We start from the raw sequence: 25995 nt of genomic DNA on the forward strand, positions 1-25995 counted from the left end.
AAGATCCTGAGCGGTTCGGATATCCATGAAATAGGCGGAGCAAGCGACGATTACACCAGCGACGAGGTTACTTTGAGCACCTCGTCCGCGGTAGTCAGTCCCTCGATGATTTTATATGCACCGGCGATACGCAAGGGCTTCATCTGGTCGGAAATACTCTGCGCTCTGAGTGCATGGATATCCGATTCAGGGCGAATTAATTGACTGAACGATTGCGTTACCGTCAGCAATTCATATAAACCTGTTCTGCCTTTATAGCCCGTCAAGCGGCATTCGGGGCAGCCGACCGGACGATAAACGGTCGCAGGTTTAGGAATACCCCATTCTTCGGTCAGGCTCTTCCATATGGCATCCGGCATGTCGCCATCGGCAGATTTACAATGTCGGCACAGAGTCCTGACCAGACGTTGCGCCAGAATGCCGATCATGGTTGCTTCTAGCAGGTAGTAGGGCACACCCAGTTCCAGCAGACGCATAATCGCGGATGGCGCATCGTTGGTATGCAAAGTAGAGAGTACCAGGTGACCAGTCAGGGCGGCCTGAATTGCCATCTCGGCCGTTTCCAGGTCACGTATCTCACCGACCATGATGATGTCGGGATCTTGCCGCATCAGGGCGCGCACGCCATCGGCAAAATTCAGGTCTATCGATGTCTGCACCTGCATTTGGTTGAATGCAGGTTCCACCATTTCGATCGGATCTTCGACCGTGCAGACATTGACATCGGAGGTCGCTAATGCCTTGAGTGTGGTGTACAGCGTGGTGGTTTTGCCCGAGCCGGTTGGTCCGGTGACCAGGATAATTCCATGCGGCTTACCGGTCAGTTGATCCCAGCGCATCGCATCGAGCGGCGGGAAGCCGAGTTCCGGTAAGGTTTTTACGACGACTTCCGGGTCGAAAATACGCATCACCACTTTTTCGCCAAAAGCGGTCGGCAAGGTTGAGAGACGCAACTCAACTTCCTGCCCATCCGCCGTGCGCGTTTTGATACGGCCGTCTTGCGGACGACGTTTTTCAATCACGTCCATCCGGCCCAGTAACTTGATACGCGCAGTCATCGCGATCATGACGGTTGCCGGCACTTGATAAACCTGATGCAAGACACCGTCGATCCGGAAACGGATTACGGCCAATTCGCGTTTCGGTTCCAGATGAATATCCGATGCACGTTGGTCAAACGCGAATTGCCATAACCAGTCAACGATATTGATGATGTGCTGATCATTCGCATCGACTTGCTTGTTGGCTTTGCCTAATTCAACTAACTGCTCAAAATTATTGCGTAAGGCAGCATCGTTATTGCTCGCTTTTTTTGCATCCTTGATTGATTTCGCCAATGAAAAAAACTGTGCGATGTATTGCGAGATATCCAGCGGATTGGCCAGCACCAGGCGGATTTCCTTACGGGTGATCTTGGCAATCTCAGCCTGCCATTCGGTATTGAACGGGTCGGTCGTCGCAATCGTCACGCTATCCTGGGTAGATTCTACCGGCAGGATATTGAAGCGGGTCGCATAGGTCGATGACATCACATCCGAGACCCGGGTGAAATCAATTTTTAAAGGATCAATCCGGTAAAACGGGAGCTTGACCTTATGCGCGGTCCACTCGGTCAGCCAGTCCAGGGTTAATTGCTGATGCGGTAGCTTCGCCGAGTGTAACTTCACTTGCGCCAATGCAGTCAGCGTATGCATGGCTGCCGGACCGTTCCGCAGAATCGCCTGCGCATTATTGAATTCAGCCTTTGCATTTTCCTTGAGGATGATGCCGTCAGCCATCAGCCAGGTGAAAATTTGCTGCATGTTCAAAGTTTGATGTGCCGATTTAGTCATATCGCTCAATTCAGAAAAAAATTCATGCAGGATCCGCGGCTGCCTGGAGACCCTTGACCCAGGATTTGGCTGGCAACTTGCTCAGCGCTTTGATACTGTCGGCGCGCTGCGATAAAACGCTGAAGTCGGGTTTGACCGTTGTCTTCAATGCGATCGCCACCACATTGCCGTCATGGACTTGCGGCAGGCACAGCACCTGACCGAATGCATAACGCAGGGCTTTTAAATTCCTGGCATAGCTGGGATGGTCGCCAAATAAATTCACTGTCAGCACGCCATCCGGTGTCAGGCAGGCGGCGCAAGCCGCATAGAATTCAGCACTGTCGAGCACCGGGCCGCGCGCTGTTGCATCATACAAATCGACTTGCAAGACATCGAAGCGCTCAAGATTGGCCGGATCATTGACGAACTCCAGGGCATCCATTTCGATCACCTGCAGTCGATCATCGTTCGCCGGGAGTTTGAACATACTCTCGCAAATCGCAATCACCGCTGGATTCAGATCGACCGCCGTCACTTTGACGTGCTCAAACTGGCGATAACAAAACTTGGTCAGCGCGCCGGTTCCCAGGCCTAGCTGCACAATATGGCGCGGTTCGTTGATGAACAGCATCCACGCCATCATTTGCTGCGCGTATTCGAGTTCTATCCAATCGGGTTTGCGCATGCGCATCGCACCCTGTACCCACTCGGTGCCAAAGTGCAGATAACGTACGCCGTCGAGTTCGGACAGGGTGATGGGGGCAAACTTGGGTTTGCGGGCAGCCTTGGCGGTCGCTGCAGCTCTGGGGCCTGAGCGATGGTTGGCTTCGGCTTCTATGGATTTTCTTTTGATCAGCATCTTTGCATTTTACCCAGTACAGATGGAAAAATAGTGAATTCTTCGCCGGTCTGTTAAAAAAATCGTCGCTTAGGCTAGCTATCATCAGCCGCTTTTGTAAAAAAACCCCGTATGTCACCATAGTGCTTCTCTGGAAACCGTGGCAATTCATGGCGAGATGGTGCACAGCCGCATCGGAATAATCCGGGTAATTGGAACCTTTTGTGACGAATATTATCGTATGCTAGATTTCGCTTTGGCTACCCGCCGATTTTTTGACTCTTCCCCAAAAAGGACAATGCTGTGAAACGACATCTTGTAAGTGCACTGACCTTAAGCTTGCTCGCCGGTTTCGCCTCTGCTGCCGACGTCCCTAAAGCAACACAAACCGGACCGATCTCAGGGATCGATATCGGTTACATTGAGCCGGCAGTCCGTGCGCAAGACGATTTCTTTACGCACTTGAATGGCAAATGGCTTAAAACCACCGAGATACCTGCAGACAAATCGAGCTGGGGTGCGTTTGCCAAATTACGCGATGACACATTGCCGCAACTCAAGGGTTTGATTGAAGCCGCTCAGCAAGACAGCAAGAAAAAAGCGGGCTCGGATGAACAAAAGATCGGCGATTTTTATAGCAGTTACATGGATGAAAAAAAGCTGGAATCGCTGAGCTATAAGCCCTTAGCCGGTGAGCTGCAAGCGATACGTGCAATCAAGGATAAAAAAGCCATCCCAGCCCTGATCGCACACATGAACCAGATCGGTGTCGCGGCGCCTTATGCGATGTATGTCGGACAAGACGCCAGGGAATCGACTAAATACGCCGCCTACGTGACCCAAGGTGGCTTGGGCTTGCCTGACCGCGATTACTATCTGAAAAAAGATGACGTTAAACTGGCAGAGATTCGCGCAAAATACGAAAAACACATAGAAAAAATCCTCAGCCTGGTCGGTGAAAAAGACGCTGCCAGTCATGCCAAAGCGATCCTGGCATTGGAAACAGCGATCGCCGAAGTCCAGTGGACCAAGGTAGAGAACCGCGATCCGGTCAAGCGTTATAACAAGCTGGCGATTACGCAACTCGATAGCATCGCGCCAGGCTATGACTGGAAAACCGCATTGTCTTCGGCAGGCATCGCCAACAAAGTGGATTATGTGATCGTCAATCAGCCAAGCTATATCACCGGCTTCAATCAGGTACTCGATAAAACCGATCTGGCAACCTGGAAAGCGTATTTTGAATGGCAATTATTGCGTAGCTACTCAGAATATTTATCCCACGAGTTTGTTGATGCGGATTTTGCGTTTTATGGCACCGCGATTACCGGTGTCACCGAAATGCGCCCGCGCTGGAAACGCGCTGTCGCCTCGGTTGAAGGGGCGCTCGGCGAAGCTGTAGGTAAACAATATGTAGCGCAGTATTTCCCTTCAGAGCGTAAAGCACGCATGGAGCAATTGGTAAAAAATTTGCTGGCAGCGTATAAGCAAAGCATCGATACCCTGGACTGGATGAGTCCGGAAACCAAAAAGGAAGCGCAAGCCAAACTCGCTAAGTTCACGCCAAAAATTGCTTATCCGAATAAATGGCGCGATTATTCTGCACTGACCGTCGTTGCCGGCGATCTGGTCGGTAACGTCATGCGTGTCAGCAGCTTCAGCTACAACCGCCGCATCAATCAACTTGGCAAGCCGATAGACAGGGAAGAGTGGGGCATGACGCCACAGACGGTGAATGCGTATTACAGCTCCACCATGAATGAAATCGTCTTCCCGGCATCAATTTTGCAGCCGCCATTCTTTAACATGCGGGCCGACGATGCCGTTAATTACGGCGCGATTGGCGCAGTCATCGGCCATGAGATCAGCCACGGCTTTGATGATAAAGGCAGTCAGTCAGACGGTGACGGTAATCTGCGTGATTGGTGGACCAGGGACGACCGTAAAAACTTTTTGGCCAAGACCGACATGCTGGTTGCTCAATACAATAGCTACAGCCCGCTACCTGGCTATAACGTCAATGGTCAACTGACGCTCGGTGAGAATATTGCGGACAACTCAGGCGTTGCCATCGCATTTAAAGCCTATAAATTATCGCTGAACGGTAAAGAAGCGCCGGTCATCGATGGACTGACAGGCGATCAGCGTTTTTACATGGGCTTTGCCCAGGTATGGCGTAGCAAAATGCGCGATGCCCAGCAGATTGTACAAGTCAAAACAGATCCGCATTCACCAGGTCAATTCCGCGCCAATGGCACGATGGTCAATCAGCCTGGATTCTATGAGGCATTTGGCGTGAAAGAAGGCGACAAGATGTACCTGGCACCGGAAAAACGCGTGATTATCTGGTAAGCAATCAGGATAGTGTCCATCCAATACCGGGCCGGGAGCCAGGTGCTTTTCAGCTAAGAACAAAAAAGAACAAAAGTATTGTTTTGTCATTCCTGCCTTGGCAGGAATGACATTTTTTTGAGTTGAAAATTTAGCCGAATTTAAAAGCCGGTGCGGACAATTTAGCCTTCAGCGAAATGACTGTCGCCGCCGGAAAGAAATTACTGCGGATCTCAAACCCGGCGACGAACAACGCCAAGTAAGGCGAGTCCGAATCCCAGTATTGCAAGCGTGCTAGGTTCGGGTACGACATGACCATTCGATCCGCCTGTTCCTCCCGATCCGATGTCTACGCCTTGGTCGAAACCGCCGCTGCTTCCATTGCAACCAGTGATCGAAATACTGTCCTGAATAAGCGTTACCTGCGTGGTTGCTGACAGGAGCCGTCCGCAATTCATTGTCAGATTACCGTCGCTGCTGATCAGGTCGTGCGCAAGGACATTGCCGGCGAAAGTCGTTCCGTTGATGGTAGCCGCGCTGTGGACATTCCAATATACTCCGACATTCGCACCGTTGCCGACATTTTGCACCAAGACGTTTGATGTGGTCGAGGTAATCAGTGTGCTCGGAAACTGGAAGACCCACACCGCATTATTGTTTCCCCCTCCGTCTAGAATAAGGTTTCCCGTCAGATTCACGAGGGCTGCGGGAATCGTATAAGTTCCGGGTAGAAAAACGCCGCCATGAAGAGCTTGCCAAGCGTCAAAATTCCCACCTGTAACAGTAGTCCCGACTCCAAAGGCAGAAAGCGTAATGATCGCTGCGTCAAGATCCAATTGCGCCTGCTGCGCCGTAGCGGTATTTGCTTGTAGCGATCCCGACGTGAAAATGTACCCGCCGCCGACCGAGGCGTTTGGTGCTGATCCCAGGTTCCCGCCGATGATGCTGACAGGGACATTCGTCACCCCACTGGCGCCCAGAACAGCAAAGCTCGCTAAATCAGGGCCGAGTATCGGCGTTGCTATTGCTGGCGAAGCGCAGCAAATTGCTCCTGCCAAACTCCATGCCAGCCGGCCCGACCTTAGCAATGAACGCATGCTAGGAATATTTTTTGGATTGTCGGATCTGAATCTCATGATTGTTTCCTTAAAAAATGGGAGCTTCACAAGTCATGAGGTACTCTCCTGACTATATAAGCACGATTCGTTCCATTTATTTTCCCTTTATTTATCAATGGCTTATATAAATTCTATTGAAATAATTATAAAAATGTAAAATTTATCGACATAAAACAAGAACAGATAATCGCACTTGCTAAAGAATTTTCTCTTTCTGGCAATGTGCAATGGGCTGGCGACGCTGCCTTTATGCGAATATGCGCTTTAGTACGCGCATTTGTGAGAACAGCATCGTTGCGTGACACTAATTGCGTCGTCGGCGTAGATTCTGGCGGGGGATATTGCACTCATTCTTCTCTGTAACTACTGAGGCACCGTGTTATTCCCGGTAATGATCAGTTTCGGCGGAACTCTTTCAATGCCAGCCAGGCGTTCAATTTTTCACTGTATGGCAGTGTGTGGGCAGGACTGCTCGATGGTAGTTTGATGATTCGATAACGGTTCGCGTGCTCCTGCAAGGTCTTTAATCCTAGCCGCGCAGCAGTGCCGCCATTGAATGCGATGGTGGTCAGGCGGGGAAGATCGAATAATAGCCCGACGAGATCGTTATTGGCCTGGTCTCGGATGTTGCTATCAAGACTGCCGTCACGTCGGGCCTCGGCAATCACATCCCATAAGCCGACTCCGTTTTTCAGTAAGGCCTGGAGCCGCTCCGGATAGTCCAATGAGGGTAAATCAACGTCGATGACCTCGGACATCAATTGCCAAAATCGATTTTGCCTATGGCCGTAATATTGACTCTGCGCGAGCGATGCGTCGCCGGGCAAACTACCCAATACCAGCAAACGAACATGTTCATCGACAACCGAATCGAAGCTTCGTTTTCGCATCATCATGAGAATTCCGGTGTTAACCGCCCGTCAACGACGGCCTCGTTCCTGATGCGTTGAAGTGGCACAGTAATCGAGGAGTGCGAGCCTGTTTTTAACATTTCTGGGGTCGAAAAATGGATATACGGATAGGTAACAGGCACAGAGATAACAAGATGAAATTTTATCTCAGAGCTGTCAAATTGCGTATCCAAGCAAGATCGGTGAGTGTTTCGGTTCATCTATGACGGGAAGCAAACCGGGTAAGTCGGCAGAGAGTTTCATTTTTATAAAAGCGTTCGTTTTGTTAAGAACAATTTGTGGATTAGAATCATCAGATAACAATAGTTTATTACAACAGTTCATTAAGACAGAGGAGACCAGCCATGAGCAAATCCACCAATCATACCGGGGCAGAGCAGCGTGCTGCTAGCCGCACGGTTGATCAGCTATTGGAAAAATACGCCGAAAGCCATCGCAATCCTACCAATGAATATATCCACTTTGTCTGCGTGCCTGCAATCATGTGGACGGTATTGGGGCTGATCTGGGCGCTGCATCCTGTGCTTGCGATTGGTGCTGCTTTGCTGGCGCTGATTTATTATGTGTCCCTATCGGTTCCGCTGGCGATCGGCATGAGCCTGATGGCGGCGCTGATGCTGGGCCTACTTTATGTTTTGCCAGCAACTTGGGTGTTGCCGTTGTCGATAGGCGTATTTGTGGTGGCGTGGATATTCCAGTTTATCGGCCATAAGATAGAAGGTAAAAAACCGTCTTTCTTCGATGATTTGCGGTTTTTGCTGATCGGCCCTTTGTTCGTGCTCGGATTTTTATATCGCAGGCTGAAAATTTCGTATTAATTTGTTACAGTTCCGCGTAATGATCTGCGCGACAATCTGCCCGTATCCGGAACGTTTAGCGACATGACGTGTCCAATGATAAGTCCAAATACCTGTAAGGAGAGTATCGTGAAAAAAAATCTTGTTCTCACTGTCGTTACTGCTGCGGCTGTATTGAGCGCCTGCGCCGTTACACCGACTTCCAGCAATGTCTATCGCACCAGCCAGGTTCAGAACGAACAATCGGTTCGCATGGGCGTGGTCGAATCCGTGCGTGAAGTGCTGATCGATAAAGGTCAAAGCGGCGTCGGCACGGCAGCGGGCGCGGCTCTGGGCGGCATTGCGGCAGGTTCCAGTATCGGCAATGGCAATGGCTCTTTGGCGGCCGGTATTTTGGGCGCAGTCGCTGGCGGCATGATAGGCCAAAGTATTGAAGCCAATATGAATAACCGCAAAGGTTATGAAATTACCGTACGACTCGATAACGGTGAGATGAAAGCGATTACCCAGGATGCGGATGAATTGTTCCGTGCCGGCGATCGTGTACGGCTGTTGTCGAATGGCAGAACCACCCGGGTGACGCATTAATCATCGATCGCCATCGACTGAATAAAAACCTCTGCAGACCTCGTCAATTGCGAGGTCTTTTTTCATTTAATCCAACCGGATTTTATCAAGGCACACCGCACCATGGATATTGATCCGCTAGAAACCGTCGATCAACTCGAAGAAGCCAAACCCTCGGATCGTGCCGCGATGCGCTTGAATATGCTGGTTGCGATCACGGTCGCGATCCTGGCGACCTTCATGGGGATCTGTAAAGTCAAAGATGACAATATCGTGCAATCGATGCAGCAGGCGCAGGCCAACAAGCTCGATCACTGGGCGTTTTATCAGGCACGGAATATCCGTGAAGAAGTCGCCAGATCGACGATCGCGCAATTGCGTTTAGCCGCGTTGTCCAAATCCGCTGAAGACAAGGCGGCGTACCAAGCCGTCACCGCCGATTATGAAAAAGTCGCGGCAGAACAGTTACGCAAAAAACAGGAATTGAAAGCGCAAGCCGAGCAAGATCAAAAAGATTACGATGCCGCCAATTTCAAAGACGATCAGTTTGATTTGTCGGATGCCTTAATCGCGATTGCGATCTCATTGCTTGCAGTGACCGCCTTGACGCATCAAAAATGGCTGTACTGGGTGGCGCTGGTGCCGACAGCTTTTGGCTTCTATATGGGCTTGGCCGGATTGCTGGGTTGGACGACGCATCCTGATAGTTTGATTCGCTTATTGTCTTGAGGTGTTGCGCTTTCAAAAAGAACTCCGTAAAACTATACTCGGGTACATTACGCAGGTTTCATGCGGCTGCTGGCCCGATTTACGGCTGTAAGGCGCATGCAGATTGCGGATTCAATTTTGATTTTCAAACAGAAGGTAACTATGTCTTTTCTTCAATGGATGAGCGCGATTTCCCTTGCCGGCGTAAGTCTGATGGCCATCGCCGACGACGATAGCGGGATTACGCCGTATCGCCCATCGGTATCGAGCCCCGCGCAGTTACCGCTGGCAGGGCAGGTAGAACTGGAAATGGGTTTGCTGAGTAGCAAGCAAGGCGATTCGCGGCGCGATAGCCTGCCATACCAGCTCAAACTCGCATTCAATCCGCAGTGGGGTATTTTGATTGGCGGCGAAGCAGCGGTCTCAGCCAGAGACGACAGCGGCAATCGTGCACGCGGCCTGGGCGACACGACGCTAGTGCTGAAGCGCGCATTCCTGATCGATGACAGCCGCGCACTGGGTTTGGAATTCGGTATCAAGGTACCCACCGCCAAAGACACTATCGGCAGCGGCAAAGCCGACTACAGCATCAACGGCATCTACAGCCAGGATATCGGTAAAGTCCACATGGACGCCAATTTGAATTTTGTCCATTTAGGCATCGCCGATCCTGACACATCGAGCACGCAAACAGGTTTGTCTGCCTCGTTCTCTACGCCGATTTCTGAAAAATGGAGCGCAACTGCCGAACTGAGCGGCACCCGCCGCAGCGGCACCGATAGTACATCGCAGTTATTGCTTGCCCTGGCTTACAGTCCCAGCCATAAAATGACGATCGATTTTGGTGTCGCAAAAGGACTCAATACGGCATCACCGGATTTATCGCTATTTACCGGCATCGTTTTGCCGCTGGCAAAATTGTGGTGAGTTTGCGCCAATATTGCCAAGGTAGCTGGCGCTATACTGAAGTGCGGGTATCGCTAGTTCGCTGCAGCGTCAGCATGCCGTGACATTGCCAGCGACGACTCCCATTGCTTGAGATTCACCCCCTTAAAAATCAGCCACAGGCAAAAAAATAGTTCGCCGATAAAGGCAGGCATCAAGATGCCGGGGAAAATCGCAGTCGCGAATGCCGGTGCCAAAATCAAGGCAAAGCTATTGATCAGATAACTGAACCCCGCAGCCAGCATCAGAACTCCCAAAAATTTTGGCAAATACCCGGACCTGAAAATCAGATAGCCGCGGGCGAGACAGGCCACGCCGAAGAAAATCAGCCCGATGCCGAAGCCATACCCATGCGCTTTAATCGACAGGTAAGACAAGGCATGCAGCTGTTCGGGTGAAAACGCGTTCAGGTAAGCGCTGTCCTCCATCAGGAATAGCGGCACCAGCAGATTGAGTTTATTCGTCGCCAGGACAGCGGTCTGAACCAGGTTGATACAGCTAGCAAACAGCGCAAGACTCTGACTCACCGGCCTGAGCAAAAAGTAGAGGATCACGATCACCGGCACATCAAATACATGCATCATGAGGTCGCCAGCAATGCCAGCGCGCCACAGAAATTGCGCAGGCAAAATACTATTGACGCTAGCCGTCGCATCGCCAGAAACGACGAGCGTACCCCGGACGAATATTTCCCCAAACATGCCGAGAAGGATGATCGCCAGATACAAAATGCCGCCGAGACGGGCGTAGCGTTGCGGGGAGCGTTCGATAGCGGAAAGAGTCATCTGGTGTATTGGAGTTGTTTGGTATTGCCGTGAATTGAATGTAAGCCGCAAACTACTGGACAAATTTAGCGGCCTCCTGAAGCGTTTGCGGGTACTTCGGGGATTTACAACGCGTAAGACACAAATTTTTTGGCGCAGATATTTGCCATCATTCTTCGACTATTAAACAAACCTAAGTTGCGTATCGCGGGTGCGCCATGCGCACCATATTCAGACTAATTCAGACCAATACACGCCAATCACTACCCGCTTTGATCTTTACCCACCGGTGCGCACGGCGCACCCGCAGGCTAAGGTGGCGGCATCTTCTTATGCTGCCCCTGTGATGTTAGTGCTGATGGCCGTGGTCGCCATGGACGTGACCATGGGCAATTTCTTCAGCCGTGGCTGCACGCACGCCTAACACCTGCAAGCCTACACGCAAGGATTTTCCCGCCAGCGGATGATTGCCGTCAAGCATGACTTGATCGCCCTTGATTTTGAGGACGGTGTAAATTTGTTCTTCGCCCGCATCGTTATATCCTTGCATTGAGGCGCCTACTTTGACTCCAGGAGGGAAATCCTTCTTGGAAATCGTGCGCAGCAAGCTTTCATCACGCACGCCGAACGCGTCTTCTGGCGCCAAGTCCAGGGTGGCTTTAAAGCCTGCTTCCTGATCTTGCAGCGCTTCTTCTATTTTGGGGAGCAGGTTGTCATAGCCGCCGTGTAAATAAGCGATCGGGGTTTTGCCGTTTTCAATCACCTTGCCATTACTCTCGGTGACGGTAAAACGCAGGGTGACAGCAGTGTCTTTATCAATTTTCATCATGTTTTTCTCAGGTTAGGGATGGAAAATGCAAGCATCTTAACCGAAGCAAGTCTAGCGTGCCTCAACCGCCGGGTGCGCCATGCGCATCATCCAATCCAACACGCGCCGATTACCCCCCCCATTTTTGATCTTTGCCCGTCGGTGCGCATCGATGTCCATCGCGCATCCCAAGACTAGTCAAGCGTTCATTATTCAGAATACGCTGCATGAACCAGGCGCTGAGAGATCCACCAGATATTGCCGTGGGCATCCCTGACGCCGCCTTGCCGGTCGCCATACGGCATGTCTTGCACTTTCATCTCCAGGGTTGCGCCATGGGCCAGCGCGCTTTGCATGCTCAGATCGGCATCGGCTACGTACAGATAAAACGAACCTGGCATCGGCGGATACGCCGCTGAGGATTCGCTGACCATCACGGTAGTTGTGCCTATGAGTATTTGCGCATTCGCAATCTTGTCATCGCTTCGCATAGAACGCAGGCGTTCTATGCCGCCTAAACCGTGGATTAAAAAACGCACGAATGACTCTGCGTTCTCTACGAAAAAATACGGGGTCACCGTGCCGAAATCGGGTGGGATATACATGCGTTCTCCTGGGAAGGGAATTGAGGGGCAATCCTTACTCCAACGCTGGACTGTTAATGGATGCCGGTTCATTTTACTCATTATGTTGACGTTTGAGTAAGAATAAAGAGCCGCTGCCCTTAGCAATCGTTGGTACATGTTCTTGTGGAACATATTTTTCTCGCTGTTGCCGGAGAGATTGGCATTTTATTTTTTTGGCGATTTTAAAAAAATAGAGAATTTCTGCAAAAGCCAAAACCTCTCGCCAGCGGAGACATGGAGACGCAGAGAAAAGGGCAAAAGGCATTCGCTGCATGGAGTGTGAAAACGAACCCGCAAGCTGGGTGCGCCTGCTGGCACGAAATGCCTCGGAAAGCCGCATCCAGTCTGCGGGGTCGATATGAATGATGGTAAGCAATTTTCTACTTTGTGTCGGTCCTGAAATAAAGTATTTGACACGATATCCAATAAATTGGAAAATAAATCCATTATGAGAGAAATAGCTCAATCACTCCCACAGCCCGACATCAATCAACGCATCGCGAATCGCCTCAGCAGTTTGCGTGCGGAGCGGGGCATGTCGCTGGATGCGCTGGCGACGAAATCGAATGTCAGTCGTTCGATGATCTCTTTGATTGAACGGGGGGAGAGCAGTCCGACAGCGGTGATTTTGGATAAGTTATCGTTTGGCCTGGGCGTAACGCTGGCCTCGTTTTTTGAAGCGCCGCAACCGGATGCGAATCCGCTGGTGCGACGCGAGGCGCAGTTGCAATGGACCGATCCGCAATCGGGCTATCGTCGCCGGAATATCTCGCCGCCGCATTTTCGCTCATCGATACAGTTGGTTGAAGTGGAATTTCCCGCAGGTGCCAGGGTGTCCTATGCAGCGGGTTTGCGTGAGGTCGGGATACATCAGCAAATCTGGGTATTGCAAGGATCTTTAGAGATTATGGTCAATGATGCGCATCATCGTCTGGAAACCGGAGATTGCCTGGCGATGGATGAGAACAGCGCGATTACTTTTCAAAATACCAGCAAGCAGCCGGTGCGTTATGTGGTTGCAATTAACACGGCATCGCTTTAAAAAACTGCCGGCATGTCTTGACCGGTAGTGCAGTTTTCATCCCATCAGGAGTCTCGAATGTTCTCAACAAATTCCATCCAGCAATTGCATGCACTCAATGAGCATGCGGATATCGCGGCGCTGTGCGATGTCTTGATCGATTGCGTGGATGGCGGCGCATCGGTGAGTTTTATGCAACCCTTATCCCTTGCCAAGGCGGAGGCGTTCTGGCAGGACATTGCTGCCAGCGTGCTGCGCAAGGAGCGTATCTTGCTGGTTGCCAGAGAGGCGTCAGGTGTGATCGTCGGCACGGTACAAGCCGTGCTGAGTCAGCCGGAAAATCAACCGCATCGTGCCGACATTTCCAAATTGCTGGTCCATCGTCGCGCCCGCGCGCATGGGCTGGGGGCGGCCCTGATGCTGGCTGCCGAACAGGCGGCACGTGCCGCGGGCAAGAGCGTATTGGTGCTGGATACGGCGACAGGCGGCGGTGCCGAGCCTTTGTACGAGCGCCTCGGCTGGCAGATGTGCGGACGCATTCCCGACTATGCTTTGTGGCCGCAGGGCGGTCTATGCGCAACCACGATTTATGCCAAATCCATCTGATCAAGACGCGTAATGGCTAGCATTAATTTTGAATCGCCGGATCAGGCCGATGTGCTCGCCTTGGTTGCTGAACTGGACGCCTATCAGCATAGCTTGTATCCGGCCGAGAGCGTGTATTCGCTCGACCTGACGTCACTTCCTGGGTCGCAACTCGTATGTGCGGTGGCCAGAGATGCCGCACAGCGTGCGGTCGCTTGCGGCGCCGTGGTCTTGACTCCGGAGTATGGCGAGATCAAGCGCATGTACGTGCATCCGGATCAGCGTGGCCAGGGATTGGCGAGGCAGATTCTCACTTTGCTGGAAGCCGCCGCGCGCCAGGCTGGCTGCCGGTCGGTGAAGCTCGAAACCGGTCCGCGTCATAGCCAGGCACTCCGCCTGTATACGCAAGCTGGGTATGCCGTATGCGGCACATTCGGTGATTATCGGGATGACCCGTTCAGTGTATTTATGCAAAAGGATATTGCAATGTAGTCGCTGGCTCCAGGAGCACTGCAGACGTTTTACTCCTGCACCAATTCATGAATCACCAGGCCCGCATGTGCAGGCAAAGGCTGCAGCCACGCCTTATGTTTCAGTGCGCGCGTCGCATCGTGCAAACCTGCTTGCCAGCGTTTTTGTATTGTCTCGCTGCTGAAATCGATATCCTTAAAATACTGATCCTCGGGCAAGGCCTTCATAATCAGGTGCACGACATTGATGGTGTGCTCGCAGCCCATCTTGATGAGCTCCTGTACTTCCGGTTTTTTACGCTCGGCAACGGATAAATGGTCAGTCAGGTGGCGAATGGCTTTTTGCAGATTTTGAATACGCTGACGTGTTTCTAACTGCTCTTTCGAGCGACTCGCATATTGAATGCTCTTGTAGCGTGCCATTGCCGCGTTCATGGTCTGCGGCGCCGCCTCAGTCGGATCCCACAGATCTACCATAAAGCACAAGGCATCCCGTTCTACGGTGTCTTCCAAAAATACTTCGAGCGGTGTGTTGGAATAAATGCCGCCATCCCAATACATCTTGCCTTCAATCGCGACCGGCGGAAAACCCGGCGGCAAGGCGCCGCTGGCCATGATGTGTTCTGGGCCAATGCGTTGCTTGCTGCTGTCGAAGGTTTTGATCTGGCCGCTATTGATCTCGACCGCACACACGCTGAGTCGTATATGGCCTTGGTTCAGGTAATCAAAGTCGATGTATTTTTTCAGCGTTTCTTTGAGCGGCCCGGTATCGTAAAAGCTATTTTGATTTAATGGCACCTTGGCGTTCAGATCCCAGCCGGCACCGACGCGCGGTTTAAAAAAGCCCGGTACGCCATTGGTCAAGGTGCCTAAGGTTTCCGAAGAATTTTTCCAGCTATTCCAGGCATCAGCGGCGCTGCCCCATTGCTGCAACCAGGGCGAAAAGATCGACCAGGCCTGATCCGGCTGGACCGGCGGCGACAGGCTTTGCCAGAATGCCTGCAGTCGCTGTACCCGCGTCTCGGGCGGGTTGCCAGCGATCAGCGCGCAGTTGATTGCCCCGATCGAGGTGCCGATCAGCCAGTCGAGTTGGAAATCGTGCGCATGCAATTGCTCATAGACACCTGCCTGATAGGCGCCTAAGGCGCCACCGCCTTGGAGGATGAGGACGGTTTCTTGTTTTGACATGATGGTATGAGGGGATTTGTTGCGATGCGGTGATATTACCTGTGTTGCGGGCCTTGCGGGGGAGGCTTAAGCAAATTCATCCAGCCTGAGTAACATAAAACGACACACCGGAAACAATCAACCCACCGCATCGGTGGGTTGGCTATCGGTGTCAGCGTTGTTGCGCCATCATTTAAGCGGCAACATTCAATAACATTTCATTGAGACGTTTCACAAAACTGCTTGGGTCGGCCAATGCGCCGCCTTCTGCCAGCATCGCTTGATCGAACAGGATATTCGCCCAATCGTCGAATTTTTTCTCTTCATACTTCAAACGCTGCACCAAAGGATGATCGGGATTGACTTCCAGAATCGGCTTGGATTCTGGCGCAGCCTGACCGGCGGCTTTCAGCATGCGCATCAGGTTGCCGGACAGCTCGTTCTGATCCGCCACCAGGCAGGCAGGAGAATCGGTCAGGCGGAAAGTCACGCGTACATCCTTGGCTTTGTCGACCAGCGCGGTTTTCATCTTCTCGACCAGATCCTTGAACTGGGTTTCGGTTTCTTCGTGCTGCTTTTTCTCGGCTTCGTCTTCCAGTGTACCGAGGTTCAGATCGCCTTTTGCCACCGAGACCAGCTCTTTGCCTTCAAAGTCATTCAGGAAAGACAGCATCCATTCATCGACGCGATCGGTCAGCAACAAGACTTCGACGCCTTTTTTGCGGAAAATTTCGAGGTGTGGGCTATTCTTGGCTGCGGCATAGCTTTCGGCTGTCACGTAGTAGATCTTGTCCTGACCTTCTTTAACGCGGCTCAGGTAGTCTTCGAACGAGACGTTTTGCAGATCGCTGTCGTTGTGGGTGGAGGCAAAGCGCAACAGCTTGGCGATGCGTTCTTTATTCGCCGCATCTTCGCCTATACCTTCTTTCAGTACCTGGCCAAACTCGGTCCAGAAGCTGGCGTATTTATCTTTCTTGGCTTGTGAATCCTCATCGCCTTCAGCATTCGCTAATTCTTCCAGCATGCCCAGGACACGCTTCGTCGAGCCTTCGCGAATGGCCTTGATGTCGCGGCTTTCCTGCAAGATTTCACGCGAGACGTTGAGCGGCAAATCATTGGAATCGATTACGCCTTTGACGAAGCGCAGATACACCGGCATCAATTGCTCGGCATCGTCCATGATGAAGACGCGTTTGACGTACAGCTTGATGCCGCCGCGCTTGTTGCGGTCCCACATGTCGAATGGCGCACGTGCCGGGATGTATAGCAATTGCGTATATTCGCTGCGTCCTTCGACGCGGTTGTGCGTGTGGGTCAGCGGGGCGCTGTAATCGTGCGAAATATGTTTGTAGAATTCTTCGTATTGCTCAGGCGTGATCTCGCTCTTGCTACGGGCCCACAAGGCGCTGGCCTGGTTCACGGTTTCCAGTTCGTCCTTGAGTACCTGTTCTTTTTTCTCTTCATCCCACTCTTCTTTTTGCATCAGGATAGGCAAAGAGATGTGGTCAGAATAGGTGCGGATCACGGATTTCAATTTCCACGATGACAGGAATTCATCTTCACCTTCGCGCAGGTGCAAGGTGATGGAAGTGCCGCGATCGGCTTTGCTGATATCTTCTACGCTGAAGTCGCCAGCGCCTTCGGATTCCCAGCGTACGCCGGTGTCGGCGGCGGTGCCGGCGCGACGCGATTCGACCGTGATCTTGTCGGCGACGATAAAACCGGAGTAAAAGCCGACGCCGAACTGACCGATCATGGCGGCATCTTTTTGTTGATCGCCGGAGAGTTTGCCGAAGAATTCTTTGGTGCCCGATTTGGCAATGGTGCCCAGATGCGCAATCGTGTCGTCACGCGTCATGCCGATACCGTTGTCGGCAATGGTAATCGTGCGGGCGGCTTTGTCGAAGCTGACTTTGATTTTCAGGTCGGAGTCGTTTTCAAACAAGGCATCGTTATTGATCGCCTCAAAGCGCAGTTTGTCGGCAGCGTCGGAGGCGTTCGAAATCAATTCGCGCAAGAAAATTTCTTTGTTGGAATACAGCGAATGGATCATCAACTGCAGCAGTTGCTTGACTTCGGCCTGAAAGCCCAGGGTTTGTTTTTGGTCGGACATATTTCCCTCAAACTATTTTATGAATTGTGAAAAGCGGAAAGATTTTTGCCTGCCTGTTATGTGGCTGAGTTGGGATATTTCAAGATCTGAGTCTGATTGAATTTATATACTGATAGATAGTATGGTTAAAAATAATGGTTTCCGCGCTTATATTGCCTTGATTTTGTGTAAATACTCCCTATTTTTGATGAAAAATGGAATATCCAAATAACGTCATTTAAATCTGCAATGTTCGGCTGGATGGTCATGTTCTTCCAGTGCGAACAGAATTCTGAGCTAATCGAATGAAGACGCACTTCATGCCAGGTAGTCGCGTCAGTATGCTTGTCTTTTTTCAAAAAAAGAAAAATTGAACCCGGCGTTAGCATACAAGCATGAGGTGTAATTTTTTGTTTCATTCACGTCCCTTTGATTTAACGCATGCTACATTTCCACATGGAAATATTTAAAGACCGGATGAAATGTTCGGAACACTGTTCCTGATTCTTTTTACCATCGTACGATATTCGAGGACATGCATGAAAAATCTGAAACTCCCTTTTGCAGTGGCGACGCTCAGCGCCTGCATCCTGGTTGCTTGCGGCGGCGGTAGTGGCGGTAGCACTCCTGCTGTTACGGCAACATCAACGGCACCACGCTTATCCACTTTTATTACTGATGATCTGGCAAAAGACTATGCCAAAGTCTGGGTCGGTATTCTCGACATCACACTGATTGATGCCGCCGGTACGAAGACCAACATCTTCAAAGTCCCTCAGCCGGCCGTCTACAATCTGTCATCGCTGGCATCGGTGGCGCAACTCATGTCATCCGTGACCGTACCCAAAGGGAATTACACCAAGGCACTGGTGACATTGGACGATAAGGTGCAACTGACATCGCTCGATGGTAAAACCACCATCAACGCGGTATTTAAAGGCGATGGCAGCGCTACCGTAGTGCCGGTCGATCTCGATCTGGATACCGGTGCGACCACCCAGTTGGTACTCGACTTCGACCTGTCGAAATTTACTTATGACGCGGTCACTAACCGGGTCACGCCAGTCGTGCTCAAGAGCAACAAAAAAGGCGGCGACAATCACGACTTTGACCGCAACCAGGCGGAAGCACATGGCGTCGTGACGTCGATTGACGACAAGGGCCTGGTCATCAACGACAAGCATTTGGGCAACAATGTGCGCATCAACGTCGGTACCGCGACTGATATTATCGGTGAAGAATCGGAAAAGCCAATCGCCTTGAAAGACATTGCGGTCGGATTCAGGATTGAAGCCCACGGCGTGTTGGAAGCGGGTACTGCTGCTCCAACAATCAATGCGCGCCTGGTTCAAGTCGAATCTGGCGCCAACAACAATACGGACGACTCGCGCGACAATCCGGCGAATCATGCCAAAGGCGTAGGCAAGGTAGTCGCTGTGAGCGGCACGCAAATCACGGTCAGCGTGACCGATGCCAACTTCTTGCCGGGTGCCGCCAACATCGTGATCGACGCGGCGAAAGCGAAATTTGCGCATGGTACCCTGGCCGATATCAAGGTCGGCAACAAGATCGTGTTCCACGGAAAACTCACTGGCACCACGGTGGCGGCAACCATCATCGATGTCGCCGGTGCATTGTCCAGGAACGAACGCGGTGAGCACGGTAATGGCCAGTTTGCCGATATTCGCGGCAGCGTCACTGCGGTGAGCGGCGCCGTTGCCGAGTTGAAGCTGGATATCAACTCGCAACAATCGCTGGCTGGCGCTCCGGCCTCGCTCAAGGTGGACTTGTCAAAGGCCCAGTTTGAGCGCGGCACCTTGTCTTGTGTGGTGGTTGGTAAAGTTCTCGAAGTGGCCGGTGTGCTGGATGCCACGCAATTCATTGCCAAGGAAGCGGAACTTGAGCATGGCTGCGACGCACCAGTCGCCACGAAATAACGCAGCATGACAAACAAAAAAACCTCCGGAGATCATCCCGGAGGTTTTTTTACGTTCGCCAGAGCCTGTCTATTACAACGTGGACTCTGCTACTCAAGCGATAAAACAATTTCGCGCTTACTTACCTTGGCGGCAAAGTCGCACTAAGCAAGCTGCTGGTGCTGGCTAAAGAATTTAAATTCAAGCTGAGTCGCGTGTACTGGGAAATCAGGGAGTTGGCCTGACTGGTGAGTGAATAAGTTAATGTGACGCGACTGGCGTCGACGGCGGAAACAGCCCGGCCAAGATCTGCGCTGCGCACCGACAAGGCGCTGGTGGGTGCCAGTAAGGATTTGGTGAGAGCACCAACCTGGTCGGCAATGCCGGCACCGCTATTCGTCAACAGCGCTGTGACATTTGCGGGATTGGCATTGATGGCAGCGCGCAGTTTGGTGTCGTCGATGCCAAGGGTGCCGTCTTTTTGAGTTGTCACACCGATTTGTGACAGCGCTGTATAGGATGAACCTGCAGCCAGACCCGATGGGCTGGACCCCACCAGCGTCCTCAGCTGATTTTGTATGGTCTGAATAACACTCCGGTTGGGCGCAGCACTACCGTCTTTTAATGAGGCAGTCAGATCGGCCTGCAACGCGTTATAGGCGCTGACGAACGATCCCACTGTTTTGGCAATCTGGGTGGCGTCCGGTGCGATCGTCAGATTGCTTGTGCCGATCGCAGTCAGGTTCAAGGTCACGCCACTAATCGCGGTCGTGATGGTATTGCTTGCACTGGTTACCGCCACACCGTTGACTGTCAGGCTGGCATCCTGGGCTGCCGCAGTTTGCGTCAGGTTTTTGACGCCAGCCGGATCGTATGCCACCAGACCCTGTACCGCGGCATCCCCGGTAGCACTGATGCGCAAGCTATTGGACGCTCCGCTTGCGGAAGTAAACGCGAGCTTATAGTTAACGCCATCAAAGGCCACTTTTGCCGTCACGCCGATATTGGCTTTGTTGACCGCTGCAGCAATGCCCTGCAAGGAATTGTTGCTGGCGTCAATGGTGATGCTTTTCGAAGGGGCAGCTGCATTGGCAGTAAACACGGTACCCGCCGTCGTGCCGAAATCGAATTTGATGACCGTTGCCGCGCCTGTGCCAATGGCTGCCGTTTGACTGGTTTGAGCGCTACTGGTCAAGGTCTGGGATTGCGCCAGTTGCGTCACATTAAGTGCGTAAGTGCCGCTTTTTGCCGTGCTTGATGCAGTAGCCGAAAGCACGCTTGGCGCCGAGCTGACCGCAGTAAAAATATTTAATGAGCCTCCTGCAATGCCTTGCGCCGCTGTCTGCAAAGACTGTAGCGATGCCTGAATTTTCCCTAAACTTGAAATAGCGACTTGGTAGCTCGCGGTGAGGGTATTGAGTTGCGGGGCAGTGGTATTGCGTGACGCCAGCAAATTACCGACCGTCTTATAGACGTCGATATATCCGTTGGTAGCGTATTGGATGGGGCTAACGGCCATGATCAGTTCTCCTGTTAAAACCAGAGAACTCTTGCTGCCGTGTGCTAAGGCAGAAGGGGTTCAACTGGCGACCCCGCTATCGTAGGTAAATGTGACGTTAGTAACGCTACCCTTAGACCGGAAGTTTTGCGTCCCTGACTTTCGACAGGTTTGCCCGTGCAGTTCATAAAATGCTAATTGATATTTTTTTAACTAACACCACAAATCAACCTGACGTGATTTTAATTAAATTTATCTTTCCCAAGTCTATTCTTTTTACAGAAAATTACAAGCCATGGATCGGTCAGTATATTGATCAATTCATCGCTCAATTCAAGTTCGGGTTTAAATAGATGATGTCTTCATATTGGTTTTGCCTGTTTCACCAATTTCAGCGGCCGGAACTGATGATCTAAGAGCATCAACTGTTGCCCGATTATCATGGTTCACAGAATCTGATCATCTTTTACTAATCCGTACACCGTCCGGCGTGTCTTCCACCTCATAGCCAAGTTGCTGAATCTCGACGCGCAATGCGTCGGATTCAATCCAGTGTTTGTTGAGGCGGCTGAGGCGGCGCTGCTCGACTAAGTTACGTACTTCTTCTGGAATGATTATTTTTGCAGGATGCCAGTTGAGTAAATCCAATCCAAGAACGCGGTCGAATTGATTGAGCGTGGCTTTTTTATCGGCATCATGCAAGCTTGATTTTAAAACCTCCCACATCAGGGCCAGGGCTTTGGGCAGGTTCAGGTCCTGATTGATGGCGGCGTGGAAGCGCATCATATAATCGCTATCGGCTTCCCCTCCCGTCGGGTAAGCGAAGTAGGTATCTCGTAATCTGCCCAAGGCGGTTTGCGCGGCCTCCAATGCTTCCCAGCTAAAATTCATCTGACTGCGGTAATGCGCAGACAGGCACAGCAGGCGATACGCAAGCGGGTCGATCTGCCGGTCGAGCAGGCTTTGCAGGCGCAGAAAATCGCCGCTTGATTTCGACATTTTGTCTGCATCGATTTGCAGGAAATAACCGTGCAGCCAGTAATTGGCGAGGCGGGTGCCGTGGCATGCCTGGTTCTGTGCGATCTCGTTGCTGTGGTGAATCGCAATATGGTCTTCGCCGCCGCAATGAATGTCGAACCAGGGCTCTAGATATTTTGTCGACATCGCCGAACATTCGATATGCCAGCCGGGAAAGCCGCGACCCCATGGGCTGTCCCATTCCATCTGGCGCTGTTCGTTGGTGGGGCTGAATTTCCAGAGGGCGAAATCGGTGGCCTGTTTTTTCTCGCCGAGTTCAACCCGTTTACCCGCTTCGATGCCGTCGCGATTGAGGCGTGCCAGATAGCCGTAATCATCCTGTCTGGATGTGTCGAAATACACGCCATCGCTGGTGATGTAGGTAAAACCTTTTTGCTCTATCGTTGCGATGAAATCGATTTGCTCGGCAATATGATCCGTTGCCTTGCACCAGATGGCGGGCGGCAGCATGTTCAGGCTGCGCAGATCGGCTTTGAAGGCGGCGGTGAATTTTTCCGCGATATCCCAGGCGGATTCTCCGGCTTTGCGGCTGCCTTTCTCCATCTTGTCCTCGCCCTCATCGGCGTCCGAAACCAGATGGCCGACGTCGGTGATATTGATCACATGGCGTACCTGATGACCGTTGAATTCCAGCGTACGGCGCAAGATATCCTCAAACAAATAGGTGCGCAGATTGCCGATGTGCGCATAGTCATACACGGTCGGTCCGCAGCAATACAGGCCGATCCAATCCTGGCGTAAAGGCGTAAACAGGCGAAGCCGGCGCTCCCAATTGTCGTAGAGATAAAGTTGCATAGCGAGTAGGAATTAAAAAAATGAAAACGAACGAAGCTGAATAAAGCCGGTGAGTTGAATAACTCAGCACATGTCGATTGCCATCCGCGATGACGAGGCTGCGTTAAAGAAGCTGGATCAACAGCGGCAACAGGAAGAGTGCGGCAACACAGACGAGATGGCACATGCGAACACCGGCGACAGCGAGAGGCTGCTGGCCGATGTGGTGCTTGTCTGTGAGGTATGCTTGGTCACTGTGAGGTAAATCCTGTGTGATTAGACTGAGAATCTATCACAGAAGCTGTCGATGTTGTCGGATTGTTTGTTTTTGGAAATGTTTGAACAGATGCGCTGCAGCTTAGTTTGCACTCTGCGTTTGGCACCATATAATCAAAGAACCGCATCACTTAAAATAACGAAGGCTTACGTAAAAAAGAAAAATCAGCGCAGAGATGCAATGAGTGCAGAGTAAAAGGGATTTTCCTGGTATTTTTGTGCTGCCGCAGGTTTTCTTGGTGCGTAAGTCCGGATAATAAAAGGGAGAGCAATATGCAAATGCGTTATCCCGATGTCAGCGACGATGGCTATCGTGGTTATTACCTGAAACAGGACCGGGGACAATGTCGCAAGGTGGTCAGAATCGTGCTGTGGGCGAGTTTGCCGCTGGTGTATGTCGATTATTTATTTCATGGACTGACGACGGCGTTTTTTGCTTTACTGGTTTTACGGATGCTGGTCGTGCTCTTATCGACCTTCACTTTAAAGCGGCTTGCGTCGACACCCAGTGCAGATGGGCTGCAACGACAAATGCTGCTGTGGATTGTGCCGGTATTGCTGACGCAGTTTGCAGGGAATGCGAGTTTGCCGCGCGAATATTTTGGGCATTATCTGATCGATGCCTGGCTGGCGATGATTTACTTTATTGCGATCCCCGTGCCTTTGCGTGCATTGCGCGCGCCGATGATTGCGTTTGTGGTCGCCTCTTTGTGTTTGCTGGCATATCAGCAGCTCGCCTTGTCGGCCTATACCATCAGCGTGGCATCGATGTTGTTGGCCGGTGCGTATTCCGGCCATGCCATCTCGGCGTACCTGCATCGCTACCGCCGTAAAATTCTGAGCGCCGAACAAGAGATGGAGCGGCAGTCGAATATCGACCCGGTCACCGGGGTCGTGAATCGCCGCGAATTCATGCGTATCTCCGATTCCGAATTGCAGCGCCATATGCGTTTGGGTAAGTCCCTGTCGGTGCTGGTGCTGGACCTGGATCAGCTCAAGCAGATCAGCGATACCTATGGTCATCATGCGGGAGATATCGTCCTGGTTGAAGTCACGCGCCGCATGAAGCGGGCGACCCGCAGCTATGATTGTCTGGCGCGATACGGCAATGAAGAGTTTTGCATCTTGTTGCCGGAGGCGGGTGCTGAGGACGCCGATCGCATCGCGGCACGCACCCGCGCAACGGTATTGGCGATGCCGGTGGCGTATTCAGGCAAAGAGTTGCGCGTCAGCGTCAGCATGGGCGTGGCAACCATGCAGGAGGGCGATACCGCGTCAAGTATGTTGCAAAGAGCCGATGCGTCCCTGGCGAAAGCGCGTGTTGCGAATGATCATGCGTATGACAGCGTGGCTGGTAGCGAGGTTTGATGGCGTATGAGCGCCAACTTAAGCCACTTCTTTTTGTAGGAATTCCCACACGCCGGGATCCGACATCGCTGCAATATTGATTCGCATCCTGGTCGAAGGGAGCTGGTTCGGCGAGAACAAACTGCCCGGTGCCAGCAGGTAGCCTTGTTCCATCGCTTTTTCGGTCAGTGCATTGGTATCGCAACCGGTATCCGTCCATAAAAACATGCCGGCAGGGGTGCGGTAATCGACCTTCATCCCGAGATGTTCGATGCGCTTGGTGACATCGTCGCGTACTGAATCGAGTTTGACGCGGATGCGATCGACGTGTTTGCGGTAATGGCCTTCGGACAAAATTTTATACACCACGCGTTCGCCGATTTCGGTCGTGGTCAGGGTCGACAGCATTTTGCGGTCCGACAGGCGTATCGCTAATTCATGCGAGGTCGCGATAAAGCCGACGCGCAAATTAGCGGCCAGTGTTTTTGAAAATCCCCCTAAATAAATCACCCGGTTCAATTGATCCAATGCGGCAATCCGCGTGGCGGCCTGGACCGCTGTGCCTGGATGCATGTCGCAGTAGATGTCGTCCTCGACCACCATGAAATTGTGTTCTTCGGCGGTCTTCAATACCTGGAATGCCTTGGCCGCCGATAGCGAGGTCGAGGTCGGGTTATGCATGACGGAATTGATGATGTAGAGCTTGGGCTTGTGCAGGGCCGCGAGTTCGGCGAGTTTGACCACATCGGGACCGTCATGCAAACGCGGAATGCCGATGACTTTCGCGCCGAGGATGGCGAATGAACCGAACATCAAAAACCAGGCGGGATCATCGACAAAAATCGTGTCGCCTGGCCGCGTGAATTCGCGCGCCACCAGATCGAGTGCCTGCGTGACGCCGGTGGTCATGACGATTTGTTCGGGCGCAGCGGCGATTTCGAGTTCGGCGAGTTTTAATTGCAATTGCTGGCGTAGCGGCAAAAATCCTTGCGGTGTGCCGTAATGCAGCAGCAGGTTCTGGTTCAGCCGGCTGATCGAACGCAATCCATTGGCGACCAGTTCGCCGTCGAGCCAATCATGCGGCAACACGCCGGAACCCGGCATTTTTTGCGGCGGCAATTGACGAAACATATTCCGTACCAGCCAGACCACATCGAGTTGCTGCGAACCGGCGATGGTTTGCGGCACATTGTCATTCTGCGTCAGCATCGAAGCGCGCTCACGCACAAAAAAACCGGAGCCGCGACGCGACTCCAGATAACCTTTGGCGACAAGCCGGTCATACGCCTCCACCACGGTAAAGCGCGATACCCCTTGTTCATCGGCGAATTGGCGGATCGACGGCATGCGCGCGCCGTTGCGCAACAGCTTGTCGTCGATGCGGGTCGCGATATTGCGCACAATCTGCTCAACCAGTGAGCCGCCGGAGTCGCGCGAAATGATGCTGCTGCCGTTCATAGCTTGTCCTCAAAAGAACTGTATTGGGAAAATTGCCGTAACAGTGTGGAAATTATCTTTTTTATTGTACTGGTACTGTATTGGTTTTTGCGCTTAGGATAGCATAAATATAGCGCCATGCAGACG

24 protein-coding genes and 1 riboswitch are annotated in these 25995 nt (G+C 52.0%); of the genes, 11 read left to right on the forward strand and 13 right to left on the reverse strand.

Features of this window, described 5'->3' with window-relative positions:
• Nucleotides 1-50: 50 nt before the first annotated feature.
• Together LPB67_RS03335 and LPB67_RS03340 are read right to left on the reverse strand one after the other, a co-directional pair.
• Complete coding sequence (locus LPB67_RS03335) at nucleotides 51-1832, reverse strand: GspE/PulE family protein (RefSeq protein WP_262835643.1); 1782 nt, start codon at nucleotides 1830-1832, stop codon at nucleotides 51-53.
• A 22-nt stretch (nucleotides 1833-1854) separates the two neighbouring features.
• Nucleotides 1855-2673, reverse strand: a complete 819-nt coding sequence (locus LPB67_RS03340) for a methyltransferase domain-containing protein (RefSeq protein WP_262835644.1) — start codon at nucleotides 2671-2673, stop codon at nucleotides 1855-1857.
• Nucleotides 2674-2955: 282 nt separating this feature from the next.
• On the opposite strand from LPB67_RS03340, the gene LPB67_RS03345 reads away from it, so the two are divergent.
• Nucleotides 2956-5004, forward strand: coding sequence for a M13 family metallopeptidase (locus tag LPB67_RS03345; RefSeq protein WP_262835645.1), 2049 nt, complete (start codon nucleotides 2956-2958; stop codon nucleotides 5002-5004).
• A gap of 212 nt (nucleotides 5005-5216) precedes the next feature.
• Here the strand turns inward: LPB67_RS03345 and LPB67_RS03350 are convergent, their stop codons facing one another.
• Both LPB67_RS03350 and LPB67_RS03355 read right to left on the reverse strand, forming a co-directional pair.
• A complete protein-coding gene (locus LPB67_RS03350; RefSeq protein ID WP_262835646.1) occupies nucleotides 5217-6119 on the reverse strand; it encodes an ice-binding family protein in 903 nt (300 codons plus the stop codon).
• Between the two features lie 377 nt (nucleotides 6120-6496).
• On the reverse strand, nucleotides 6497-6994 hold the full coding sequence (locus LPB67_RS03355; RefSeq protein ID WP_262835647.1) for a DNA-deoxyinosine glycosylase: 498 nt from the start codon (nucleotides 6992-6994) through the stop codon (nucleotides 6497-6499).
• Nucleotides 6995-7356: 362 nt separating this feature from the next.
• Between LPB67_RS03355 and LPB67_RS03360 the strand changes: the two genes are divergently transcribed.
• The 4 genes from LPB67_RS03360 (at nucleotide 7357) to LPB67_RS03375 (ending at nucleotide 10011) form a co-directional block, all read left to right on the forward strand.
• Entirely contained in the window at nucleotides 7357-7830 is a 474-nt protein-coding gene (locus LPB67_RS03360) for a DUF962 domain-containing protein (protein WP_262835648.1), read from the forward strand.
• Nucleotides 7831-7938: 108 nt separating this feature from the next.
• Nucleotides 7939-8397, forward strand: coding sequence for a glycine zipper 2TM domain-containing protein (locus LPB67_RS03365; RefSeq protein WP_262835649.1), 459 nt, complete (start codon nucleotides 7939-7941; stop codon nucleotides 8395-8397).
• Nucleotides 8398-8499: 102 nt separating this feature from the next.
• Nucleotides 8500-9105 (forward strand): DUF4337 domain-containing protein, encoded by a 606-nt coding sequence (locus LPB67_RS03370; RefSeq protein ID WP_262835650.1) that lies wholly within the window; start codon nucleotides 8500-8502, stop codon nucleotides 9103-9105.
• Between the two features lie 141 nt (nucleotides 9106-9246).
• Complete coding sequence (locus tag LPB67_RS03375) at nucleotides 9247-10011, forward strand: transporter (RefSeq protein WP_262835651.1); 765 nt, start codon at nucleotides 9247-9249, stop codon at nucleotides 10009-10011.
• 53 nt (nucleotides 10012-10064) lie between these two features.
• Here the strand turns inward: LPB67_RS03375 and LPB67_RS03380 are convergent, their stop codons facing one another.
• From LPB67_RS03380 to LPB67_RS03395, 4 genes are all read right to left on the reverse strand, one after another.
• A complete protein-coding gene (locus LPB67_RS03380) occupies nucleotides 10065-10814 on the reverse strand; it encodes a DUF4386 domain-containing protein (protein WP_262835652.1) in 750 nt (249 codons plus the stop codon).
• 328 nt (nucleotides 10815-11142) lie between these two features.
• On the reverse strand, nucleotides 11143-11619 hold the full coding sequence (locus LPB67_RS03385) for a peptidylprolyl isomerase (protein ID WP_262836151.1): 477 nt from the start codon (nucleotides 11617-11619) through the stop codon (nucleotides 11143-11145).
• Nucleotides 11620-11810: 191 nt separating this feature from the next.
• Nucleotides 11811-12206 carry a VOC family protein gene (locus LPB67_RS03390; protein ID WP_262835653.1) on the reverse strand — a complete coding sequence of 132 codons (396 nt, stop codon included), beginning with the start codon at nucleotides 12204-12206 and terminating at the stop codon, nucleotides 11811-11813.
• A 73-nt stretch (nucleotides 12207-12279) separates the two neighbouring features.
• The gene (locus LPB67_RS03395; RefSeq protein ID WP_262835654.1) at nucleotides 12280-12693 is read right to left on the reverse strand and encodes a hypothetical protein; all 414 of its coding nucleotides are present in this window, start codon (nucleotides 12691-12693) and stop codon (nucleotides 12280-12282) included.
• On the opposite strand from LPB67_RS03395, the gene LPB67_RS03400 reads away from it, so the two are divergent.
• From LPB67_RS03400 to LPB67_RS03410, 3 genes are read left to right on the forward strand one after another with little or no spacing between them, the layout of a single operon-like run.
• A complete protein-coding gene (locus LPB67_RS03400; RefSeq protein ID WP_262835655.1) occupies nucleotides 12676-13269 on the forward strand; it encodes a helix-turn-helix domain-containing protein in 594 nt (197 codons plus the stop codon). The genes LPB67_RS03395 and LPB67_RS03400 overlap by 18 nt on opposite strands.
• Before the next feature lie 57 nt (nucleotides 13270-13326).
• Nucleotides 13327-13854: a GNAT family N-acetyltransferase gene (locus tag LPB67_RS03405; RefSeq protein WP_262835656.1), complete on the forward strand. Its 528-nt coding sequence runs from the start codon at nucleotides 13327-13329 to the stop codon at nucleotides 13852-13854.
• 12 nt (nucleotides 13855-13866) lie between these two features.
• Nucleotides 13867-14325: a GNAT family N-acetyltransferase gene (locus tag LPB67_RS03410; protein ID WP_262835657.1), complete on the forward strand. Its 459-nt coding sequence runs from the start codon at nucleotides 13867-13869 to the stop codon at nucleotides 14323-14325.
• A gap of 29 nt (nucleotides 14326-14354) precedes the next feature.
• On the opposite strand, the gene LPB67_RS03415 is transcribed toward LPB67_RS03410, so the two are convergent.
• Nucleotides 14355-15491: a patatin-like phospholipase family protein gene (locus tag LPB67_RS03415; RefSeq protein WP_262835658.1), complete on the reverse strand. Its 1137-nt coding sequence runs from the start codon at nucleotides 15489-15491 to the stop codon at nucleotides 14355-14357.
• A gap of 172 nt (nucleotides 15492-15663) precedes the next feature.
• Nucleotides 15664-17583, reverse strand: a complete 1920-nt coding sequence (gene htpG, locus LPB67_RS03420; RefSeq protein ID WP_262835659.1) for a molecular chaperone HtpG — start codon at nucleotides 17581-17583, stop codon at nucleotides 15664-15666.
• Nucleotides 17584-18101: 518 nt separating this feature from the next.
• Here htpG and LPB67_RS03425 point away from each other — a divergent pair.
• On the forward strand, nucleotides 18102-19499 hold the full coding sequence (locus tag LPB67_RS03425) for a DUF4382 domain-containing protein (protein ID WP_262835660.1): 1398 nt from the start codon (nucleotides 18102-18104) through the stop codon (nucleotides 19497-19499).
• 121 nt (nucleotides 19500-19620) lie between these two features.
• On the opposite strand, the gene fliD is transcribed toward LPB67_RS03425, so the two are convergent.
• Complete coding sequence (fliD, locus tag LPB67_RS03430) at nucleotides 19621-20997, reverse strand: flagellar filament capping protein FliD (RefSeq protein ID WP_262835661.1); 1377 nt, start codon at nucleotides 20995-20997, stop codon at nucleotides 19621-19623.
• A gap of 63 nt (nucleotides 20998-21060) precedes the next feature.
• Nucleotides 21061-21162, reverse strand: a riboswitch (cyclic di-GMP riboswitch).
• A 273-nt stretch (nucleotides 21163-21435) separates the two neighbouring features.
• On the reverse strand, nucleotides 21436-22809 hold the full coding sequence (gene cysS, locus LPB67_RS03435; protein WP_262835662.1) for a cysteine--tRNA ligase: 1374 nt from the start codon (nucleotides 22807-22809) through the stop codon (nucleotides 21436-21438).
• Nucleotides 22810-22879: 70 nt separating this feature from the next.
• Here cysS and LPB67_RS03440 point away from each other — a divergent pair, with 70 nt between their 5' ends.
• Together LPB67_RS03440 and LPB67_RS03445 are read left to right on the forward strand one after the other, a co-directional pair.
• Entirely contained in the window at nucleotides 22880-23053 is a 174-nt protein-coding gene (locus LPB67_RS03440; RefSeq protein ID WP_262835663.1) for a hypothetical protein, read from the forward strand.
• Nucleotides 23054-23337: 284 nt separating this feature from the next.
• Nucleotides 23338-24432 (forward strand): GGDEF domain-containing protein, encoded by a 1095-nt coding sequence (locus tag LPB67_RS03445; protein WP_262835664.1) that lies wholly within the window; start codon nucleotides 23338-23340, stop codon nucleotides 24430-24432.
• A gap of 18 nt (nucleotides 24433-24450) precedes the next feature.
• On the opposite strand, the gene LPB67_RS03450 is transcribed toward LPB67_RS03445, so the two are convergent.
• Nucleotides 24451-25869: a PLP-dependent aminotransferase family protein gene (locus tag LPB67_RS03450; RefSeq protein WP_262835665.1), complete on the reverse strand. Its 1419-nt coding sequence runs from the start codon at nucleotides 25867-25869 to the stop codon at nucleotides 24451-24453.
• Between the last annotated feature and the right edge of the window lie 126 nt (nucleotides 25870-25995).

Source organism: Undibacterium sp. Jales W-56, from assembly GCF_025548535.1.
Taxonomy (GTDB): domain Bacteria; phylum Pseudomonadota; class Gammaproteobacteria; order Burkholderiales; family Burkholderiaceae_D; genus Undibacterium.

Bases quoted from the DNA above. Each gene is read 5' to 3' on its own strand.
- LPB67_RS03335 (WP_262835643.1), bottom strand. From the start codon at position 1,832: ATGACTAAATCGGCACATCAAACTTTGAACATGCAGCAAATTTTCACC.
- LPB67_RS03340 (WP_262835644.1), bottom strand. From the start codon at position 2,673: ATGCTGATCAAAAGAAAATCCATAGAAGCCGAAGCCAACCATCGCTCA.
- LPB67_RS03350 (WP_262835646.1), bottom strand. From the start codon at position 6,119: ATGAGATTCAGATCCGACAATCCAAAAAATATTCCTAGCATGCGTTCA.
- LPB67_RS03355 (WP_262835647.1), bottom strand. From the start codon at position 6,994: ATGATGCGAAAACGAAGCTTCGATTCGGTTGTCGATGAACATGTTCGT.
- LPB67_RS03360 (WP_262835648.1), top strand. From the start codon at position 7,357: ATGAGCAAATCCACCAATCATACCGGGGCAGAGCAGCGTGCTGCTAGC.
- LPB67_RS03370 (WP_262835650.1), top strand. From the start codon at position 8,500: ATGGATATTGATCCGCTAGAAACCGTCGATCAACTCGAAGAAGCCAAA.
- LPB67_RS03375 (WP_262835651.1), top strand. From the start codon at position 9,247: ATGTCTTTTCTTCAATGGATGAGCGCGATTTCCCTTGCCGGCGTAAGT.
- LPB67_RS03380 (WP_262835652.1), bottom strand. From the start codon at position 10,814: ATGACTCTTTCCGCTATCGAACGCTCCCCGCAACGCTACGCCCGTCTC.
- LPB67_RS03385 (WP_262836151.1), bottom strand. From the start codon at position 11,619: ATGAAAATTGATAAAGACACTGCTGTCACCCTGCGTTTTACCGTCACC.
- LPB67_RS03390 (WP_262835653.1), bottom strand. From the start codon at position 12,206: ATGTATATCCCACCCGATTTCGGCACGGTGACCCCGTATTTTTTCGTA.
- LPB67_RS03400 (WP_262835655.1), top strand. From the start codon at position 12,676: ATGAGAGAAATAGCTCAATCACTCCCACAGCCCGACATCAATCAACGC.
- LPB67_RS03405 (WP_262835656.1), top strand. From the start codon at position 13,327: ATGTTCTCAACAAATTCCATCCAGCAATTGCATGCACTCAATGAGCAT.
- LPB67_RS03410 (WP_262835657.1), top strand. From the start codon at position 13,867: ATGGCTAGCATTAATTTTGAATCGCCGGATCAGGCCGATGTGCTCGCC.
- LPB67_RS03415 (WP_262835658.1), bottom strand. From the start codon at position 15,491: ATGTCAAAACAAGAAACCGTCCTCATCCTCCAAGGCGGTGGCGCCTTA.
- htpG (WP_262835659.1), bottom strand. From the start codon at position 17,583: ATGTCCGACCAAAAACAAACCCTGGGCTTTCAGGCCGAAGTCAAGCAA.
- LPB67_RS03425 (WP_262835660.1), top strand. From the start codon at position 18,102: ATGAAAAATCTGAAACTCCCTTTTGCAGTGGCGACGCTCAGCGCCTGC.
- fliD (WP_262835661.1), bottom strand. From the start codon at position 20,997: ATGGCCGTTAGCCCCATCCAATACGCTACCAACGGATATATCGACGTC.
- cysS (WP_262835662.1), bottom strand. From the start codon at position 22,809: ATGCAACTTTATCTCTACGACAATTGGGAGCGCCGGCTTCGCCTGTTT.
- LPB67_RS03440 (WP_262835663.1), top strand. From the start codon at position 22,880: ATGTCGATTGCCATCCGCGATGACGAGGCTGCGTTAAAGAAGCTGGAT.
- LPB67_RS03445 (WP_262835664.1), top strand. From the start codon at position 23,338: ATGCAAATGCGTTATCCCGATGTCAGCGACGATGGCTATCGTGGTTAT.
- LPB67_RS03450 (WP_262835665.1), bottom strand. From the start codon at position 25,869: ATGAACGGCAGCAGCATCATTTCGCGCGACTCCGGCGGCTCACTGGTT.